This is a genomic window from Flavobacterium sp. FPG59 (assembly GCF_002150205.1).
Lineage (GTDB): Bacteria > Bacteroidota > Bacteroidia > Flavobacteriales > Flavobacteriaceae > Flavobacterium.
In genome coordinates, this window is record NZ_MTCA01000148.1 from 1 (window position 1) to 7,718 (window position 7,718).

Consider the following 7,718-nt stretch of genomic DNA (forward strand, 5'->3'; position numbering starts at 1 on the left):
TCTTTAAGGAAAAAACGTTTATTGAAGAGGTGCGATTTTATTAAAAAAGATTATTTAAAGACTATTGACTGCTCAATATTGTATGAGCTTTCAAATGCCTATAAATCGCCATTTGAGTTACAAAAGTTAGAAATTACCCGTACACAGCTTCCGCATTTATTAAAATATGAAGATAAAAATTCTATGGCTCATTCTATAGAATCTAGGCTCCCGTTTTTAGATTACAGATCGGTAGAGAATGCCGTTTCATACAATCCGAAATTTAAAATTAATGATGGGTGGTCTAAATTTATTTTAAGGAAAGCAACAACAGAATATTTACCTAAAGAAATAGGATGGAGACGAAATAAAAGAGGATTTGAGAGCCCTAGGACTTGGTTAAATAATAAGGATTATTTTATGCCAGTAATTGAAGAATCTATTATCCTTTCAAAAATCATGTTAAAAATAGATAGTAAGTTAAGTGACGATATCATTTGGAAATTATTCAGCATCGCAATCTGGGAGAAAAAATTTGGAGTAAAAATCGATTAATGTTGATGAGATTCTATTCTTTAAAGGTATTTAATTTAATTAGTTGTTTAAATGTTAAGAAACAAGTTTGTGGAAATAAGTTCCGAATTACGGAAAACACCCATGTTCAATAGTCTGTTAATTTTAGTTTCAGGCACAGGCATTGCTCAAATATTTCCAATAATCTCTGCACCAATTGTTGCTAGATTATATGAGCCTGAGGATTTTGGTACATATGCGATATTTTATTCCTTGGTTACTGTATTCACTGGTTTTTCCTTTTTAGAATACAATAATATCGTAATTGTTGCTCCTAGTAATCAAAAGGCCTATGAAGGAATGATTTTATCAACATTGATCACTTTTACAATTAATTTTTTTCTTTTCCTCTTGATTATTTTATTGCCAAAAACCTTGCTTGTTGAATTATTTGGTAAAGAAATGGTTCCCTTTTTATGGGTTGTGCCCATAACAGTTTTTTTTAACACCATGAACCTTTTGTTTTATACTTGGTTCCTACGAAAAGGGAATTACAAACTGTTGTCAAAAAATAAAATTATTTTAGCTGTTTGTGCGGTAGTTTTACAAATAGGAATTGGTTTTCTTTATATTGGTACGACGGGTTTTATTATAGCAAACCTTATTTCTATAATTATTTCACTTGTGTTGTTAATGTATAGTTTTAAAATAAATGAAGAGTTTGTACCTGATCCAGTAAATATTGATGCCCTCAAATTGATAGCTTATGAATATCGTAAATTTGCATTGGTGTCTGTTTGGGGCAATACTTTAAATATTTTCACCCTGCAAATCCCTCAATTTTTATTAAATAAAGTTTTCGGATCTCAGGTTTTAGGACAGTACTCTTTGGCACAACGCATGATTTCACTTCCATTAGGATTTGTCTCTAGTGCAATACAAGATGTATTTAGACAAGGAGCAGCTGAAGAGGAGATAGAAAAAGGAAATTGTAAATATACATATCTTAATACTTTAAAAATAGGATCGATAGTTGCAATAATTTTGCTATTTTCTTGCCTAACATTTGTTGCACCTCTCTTTGTATTTGTTTTTGGATCTAAATGGGCAGATGCGGGTGTTTATGTTAAAGTTTTATCATTTTTATTTGCGATTCGATTTGTTGTAGCTCCGCTATCTTATACATTGTATATCAAAGCGAAACAACATATAGATTTTTTGTGGCAGGTAGGCTTATTTGTTGTGTCTGCATTAACGCTGTATGGAGGTTATCATTGGTTTGGGATTAAAGACCCGATTAACTTATTACTTTTATATTCTGTATGCTTATCTTTATGGTATCTTTTGAATTTATGGATAACTTATAATTTATCAAAAGAAAAGTAAATTTATGGAATGTATATTAAGCACTTAGATTATTTAAATAAAATGCATAATTATTCTAATATTTAACGTCACATGATGTGATCTTTATAATTAAACTATATGATATTAAATTTTAAAAATGTTTTGGTATTAGCGCCTCATACCGATGATGGCGAGCTAGGAGTAGGAGGAACTATTTCTCGCTTAATTGAAAACGGGGCTAAGGTTACCTATGTAGCATTTTCTACTGCTGAGCAGTCAGTTCCGGATGGGATGCCTAAAGATATTCTTAAAAAAGAAGTAAAAGAGGCAACAAAATGGTTAGGTATTAAAGAAGAAAACTTAATAATTTATAATTATGAAGTAAGAAAGTTAAATTATGTAAGACAAGAGATTTTGGAAGACTTAATAAGTCTGCGCAAAAACAATACTTTTGATTTGGTATTTATCCCTTCTTTGAATGATATTCATCAAGATCATTCCACTATCGCTCAGGAAGGATTGAGAGCATTTAAAAACACTACAATTTTAGGTTATGAATTAATTTGGAATAACTTAACCTTTAATACCCAATGTTTTGTTATCCTTAATGAGAATCATATTAACAATAAGATTAACGCTTTAAGTAAGTATGAGTCACAAGGATTTAGAGATTATCTATCTGCAGATTTTATACGTTCATTAGCCAAGGCCCGAGGCGTTCAAATTGGTAGTTCATTTGCAGAAGCTTTTGAAGTAGTACGTTTTGTAATAAACTAAATTAATAATATGAAAATTGAAGATATACTAAGTGTAATTGATTTTGTTGATTTTAAAGGAAACACAAACCAGGAAATCGAAAATGTTATCCCATTTCAAGTTACTAATATGTATGAAAGTGTTTTGATGTGGATAAATGAAAAGAATCTTGGTAAATTGCCCTTACTAAAAGCAGGAATAGTCATTTGTCCCTCTAAAGCAGATATAGATTGGAATGAAAATGTTAATTATATCTTGGTTGACAAGCCCCGAGATGCTTTTAGAAAAGTCATGGAAAAATTCTTTGTGATTACTCCAAAGTTTGGAATAAGTAAAAGTGCAAGTATCGATAGCTCTTCTAGTATTGGTGTTGATTGTTTCATTGGTAATAATGTTGTAATCGAGGAGAATTGTATAATTGGAGATGCAGTTCAAATTGATCATAATACTGTAGTAAAACAAGGTACAATTATCGATGAACAAGTAATTATTGGAGCAAATTGTACAATCGGAGGTGTTGGGTTTGGCTATGAAAAAGATACTGATGGGAGATATACTTTTATGCCTCATTTAGGAAACGTGGTTATAAAATCAGGTGTCGAAATTGGTAATAATGTGTGTATAGATAGAGCTGTTTTGGGTTCAACGATTTTGTCCAGAAATGTAAAGGTTGACAATTTTGTTCATATCGCTCATGGAGTTTTTGTAGATGAAAACTCACTTCTAATTGCGCACGCTATGATTGGCGGAAGTACAAAAATTGGAAAAAATGTTTGGGTAGCGCCATCATCTTCAATAATTAATGCATGTACGGTGGGGGACAATGCTTTGATTGGAATGGGTGCTGTGGTAATTAAACCTGTAGAGGAAGGGAAAGTAGTTGTAGGTAACCCTGCACGCCCTTTTAACGTAAATTAATAGTTTAGAATTAAATATGCATATATGTCATTTAACAAGTGCTCACTATCGATATGATTCTAGAATTTTTCAGAAACAATGTAGAAGTATTGCAAAAAGCGGAAATACAGTCACATTAATTGTAGCTGACGGAAAAGGCAATGAGTTAGTTAATGGAGTTACGATTATAGATGTTGGCGTTTTAAAAGGAAGAATAAAAAGGATGTTTCGTACAACACAGTTGATCTACAAAGAGGCGCTTAGAATTGAGGCAGATATTTTTCAATTTCATGATCCCGAATTGTTGTTTGTTGGACTTAAGTTAAAAAACAATAGTAAAAGAGTTGTTTTTGATTCACATGAGGATGCAGTTAGAACAATACTGGTGGCCCCTTATCTTAAGTCTCCATTGTCTAATATAATATCAAAAGTGTATGGGTACTTTGAGCGATTTGTTTGTAAGAGATTAGATGGTGTGATAGGGGCAACTCCTTTTATTGAAAGTATTTTTAAAAATATTTCTAAAAATGTTGTTAATATCAATAATTATCCGATTCTGAATGAAATGGAAAGTAATACATCATGGGACGAAAAGAAGGATGAAGTATGTTATGTTGGATCAATTGCCACTGTAAGGGGACTTAAAGAAGTTATAAAGTCGTTAGAATTTGTTACCAGTGAAACTAGACTCAATTTAGCTGGGAATTTTGCATATAAAACTATTGAAACAGAAGTTAAAAAACTCCCAGTTTTTGATAGAGTTAATGAATATGGATACGTGGATAGTACAGAAGTAAAAAAAATTTATTCACGTTCCTTAGCAGGCATTGTTACGTTGCATCCTATTCCAACATTCATGGAAAGTTTGCCAATTAAAATGTTTGAGTATATGGCAGCAGGAATTCCATTTATTATTTCAGACTTCCCTTATTGGCGAGAGCTATTAAAGGGCTATGAATGTTGCATTTTTGTAAACCCACTAGATTCAAAAGAAATCGCAAAAGCTATCGGTTTTTTTTCTTACAATAAGGATGAAGCTAAAAAAATGGGTGATAAAGGAAGGGAGTTAGTATATGAAAAGTTTGATTGGAAATTTGAATCTGATAAATTGATAAATTTTTATCAATCAATTTTATAATTTAATTTATGTGTGGTATAACAGGAGCTGTTGAGTTTAAAGGATTAAATCGCCTTAATTTTGGAAATGGAAGTGAGTTGCATAATTATATTTCGTCAAGAGGGCCTGATTTCTATGGGTTTGAGGTAGCAGACATCAAGGAGTGGAAAGTTACTTTTGGTCATTCAAGACTATCTATAATAGATTTGACAGCGGCTTCTAATCAACCAATGATATCTGACGATGGTAGATATATGCTAACTTTTAATGGTGAAATATATAATTATAAAGAGATTAAAGAGGAGCTTATTGCATTAGGTTTTTTATTTACTACTGAAGGTGATACTGAAGTATTATTAAAAGCTTGGGAGGCATGGGGACAAAAATGTTTGTCTAAGTTTAATGGTATGTTTGCTTTTGGAATTCTTGACAAATATTGTCATGAACTTTTTTTGGTTAGAGATCGTTTTGGAGTAAAGCCATTATTATACGGTTATCTTGATAAAGGTCAAGTATTGTTTTCATCTTCAATAGCTGCAGTTGCAAAGCAAGTCGGAGAAGAAGTTGATTTAGAATATTGCTCAAATGGAATTCGTTATGGCTTCTTTGAAGGGAATAAGGATTCTTCACCCTTTAAAAAGGTAAAATATGTTATGCCGGGTTCTATTCTTAAGTTTACATTAGGGGATAGCTTGACAGTAGAAGAACAAGTTTGGTATTCGTTAGAAGATGAAGTAGAAAAAAGGGTTGTTGAATTAATTAATTATTCAGATGATGAATTGATTGAAAAAGGCAAAATCCTTTTGCAAAATGCAACTAGTTTACGATTGCGTAGTGATGTTCCTTTGGCTGTATCGCTAAGTGGAGGTGTTGACTCTTCTTCAATTGCTGCTATTGCAAAATTGGAAGTAAATAATTTAGTTGGTTTTTGTTATGGATCTCCTACAAACAAAAAATCCGAAGGACCTGTAGTAGATCGATTTGTAAAAGAAAAGGGAATTGATATTCACTATATTCATCCAGAATATTCTTCTAAACAGTTAGGTGATTTGTTAGACAGGACTTTTGCAGCTCAAGAGGCACCATTTTTAGGACTTAGTGTTTTAGCTCAACAAGAGGTTTATAAGGAGGTTCATCAGCAAGGATTTAAAGTGTTGTTAGGCGGTCAAGGAGGAGACGAAATTTTTGCAGGCTACAGAAAATTTTTTTTAATCGCCCTACAAAATGCGTGGGATAAAAAAAATATGATTGATAGTCTTAGTTACCTACATTCTTTTGGAATTCTTCTTTTACAAGGAATGGGTGATTATAAGCTTTACTGGCAACAAAGAAATCGTTATATTAAAAAAACAGGTAAAGATTTGTCTTTTTTAAATTCTTTACCTTTAAGTTCGGTGGATCTTTTAGGACATACTACATTACGGAAACGTCAAATATCTGATGTTCAAAATTATAGTATTCCTTCTCTATTGAGATATGAAGATCGTAATTCAATGTCTTTTTCAATTGAAAGCCGATTACCATTGATGGATTATAGACTAGTTGAGTTTGCAATTGCTTTACAAGATAGAATGAAAATTAAACAGGGTTATGGTAAATGGGCTTTAAGAGAGATAATGGAATCTAAGGTTCCAGCGTATATATTGAAGAGTCGTGTAAAAAGAGGCTTTGATGTAACACAAAACTGGATAAGTAATGGCGTAGGTGATAGGATTAGAGCTAATTTATTAGATAATAAGAATAAAACTAAAGATTATGTTTTTGATTATTCTAAACTAGAAGGTAGTTTACAAAACGAAAATTTAAATAATAACAGCAATTTGCTTTATGAAGCGATGTTGTTGAATTTTCTTATTGATCCGATAAAAGCTCCAATAATTTCACGAGAGTATAAGAATGTGTAAGATAAATAAAAGGGTTTGGTTTATTTCAAAATATGCAGTTAGTCCTAGTTATGGTAATGCAACAAGACAGTATTTCATAAGTAAATATATGTCCGAAAAAGATTTTGATGTAACATTGATTTCGTCACAATCTTCAAATATCAAGGTTTATCAAAATTTAAAAGGCTATTACGAATTAAAAACCGATGGTTATTTAAAGATTTTCCTTTTAAAAGGACCCAGAATAAGTCTCGGTTTTTCTTTTTTAAGATTATGGTCATGGATTTTATTTGAATGGTATGTTTTGAAATTATCTTTGTTTGGTAAACAATTAAAAAAACCAGACGTAGTTATTATTTCATCATTGTCTTTATTAACTTTTTGTTCAGGGGTGCTGTTGAAATGGAAATATAAGACAAAATTAATTATTGAAGTTCGTGACATATGGCCTTTAACCTTAATAGAAATAGGAAGTTATAGTAAATACAATCCAATAGTTATAATCTTAAGAGGCATTGAAAAGTTAGGATATTCTTCTGCAGATGCCATAGTTGGTACAATGCCAAACTTAAAAGAACATGTTCGAAAATCAATAAAGAAAAAAACACCTGTTTATTGTGTACCTCAAGGGTATGATAGTAACATTTTTGTGAGTGATCTCAGCGATATATCAAAAATAAAATTGGACAAAATAAGGTTTGATAAATTTAGTGTTGTTTATGCAGGTACAATTGGTAAGGCTAATAATATTGATTTAATACTCAGCGTAGCGGAGAAGTTAATGATTAAAGCGGATAAAGTGCATTTCTATTTGTTAGGAGATGGCCCATTAAAAAATAAATATCTCTACGAATCTGCTGATTTGACTAATGTGACTTTTATTGAGCCTGTGCCGTCAGCGGAATTATCATTATTCTTATCTAATTTCAATTTACTGATTTGTCCTATAGCAAATCAATCTATTTATAGATTTGGTATTTCACCTAACAAAATAGTCGATTACCTTCGTAGTGGTAGGCCTATTCTTTTTTCATATAATGGATACCCGAGTTTTATAAATGGTGATAAATATAGTTTTACTGTGTCAGCGGATGATTCTGAACTATTTGCAGCTAAACTTGAAGCAATTTTGGAAATGAGTGAAGATACACTAATTGAAATGGGTAAAAATGGATTAAGTACAGTTGAAAACTATCATTCATTTGATTTTCTAGCAGATAGATATA

At 31.4% G+C, this 7,718-nt stretch carries 7 protein-coding genes; all 7 read left to right on the forward strand.

Annotated features, from left to right (window positions below):
* Positions 1-534: asparagine synthase-related protein (locus FPG59_RS11790; protein ID WP_140344646.1), on the forward strand; the 534-nt coding region annotated here is incomplete at its 5' end.
* A gap of 69 nt (positions 535-603) precedes the next feature.
* Positions 604-1,878 (forward strand): oligosaccharide flippase family protein, encoded by a 1,275-nt coding sequence (locus FPG59_RS11795; protein ID WP_176330740.1) that lies wholly within the window; start codon positions 604-606, stop codon positions 1,876-1,878.
* Between the two features lie 99 nt (positions 1,879-1,977).
* Positions 1,978-2,616, forward strand: coding sequence for a PIG-L deacetylase family protein (locus FPG59_RS11800; protein ID WP_086454795.1), 639 nt, complete (start codon positions 1,978-1,980; stop codon positions 2,614-2,616).
* A 9-nt stretch (positions 2,617-2,625) separates the two neighbouring features.
* Complete coding sequence (locus FPG59_RS11805) at positions 2,626-3,513, forward strand: UDP-3-O-(3-hydroxymyristoyl)glucosamine N-acyltransferase (RefSeq protein ID WP_086454796.1); 888 nt, start codon at positions 2,626-2,628, stop codon at positions 3,511-3,513.
* A gap of 16 nt (positions 3,514-3,529) precedes the next feature.
* Positions 3,530-4,630: a glycosyltransferase gene (locus tag FPG59_RS11810; protein WP_086454797.1), complete on the forward strand. Its 1,101-nt coding sequence runs from the start codon at positions 3,530-3,532 to the stop codon at positions 4,628-4,630.
* An 8-nt stretch (positions 4,631-4,638) separates the two neighbouring features.
* Positions 4,639-6,513, forward strand: coding sequence for an asparagine synthase (glutamine-hydrolyzing) (gene asnB / locus FPG59_RS11815; RefSeq protein WP_086454798.1), 1,875 nt, complete (start codon positions 4,639-4,641; stop codon positions 6,511-6,513).
* 88 nt (positions 6,514-6,601) lie between these two features.
* A partial coding sequence (locus FPG59_RS11820; RefSeq protein ID WP_086454799.1) for a glycosyltransferase family 4 protein occupies positions 6,602-7,718 on the forward strand: 1,117 nt, incomplete at its 3' end.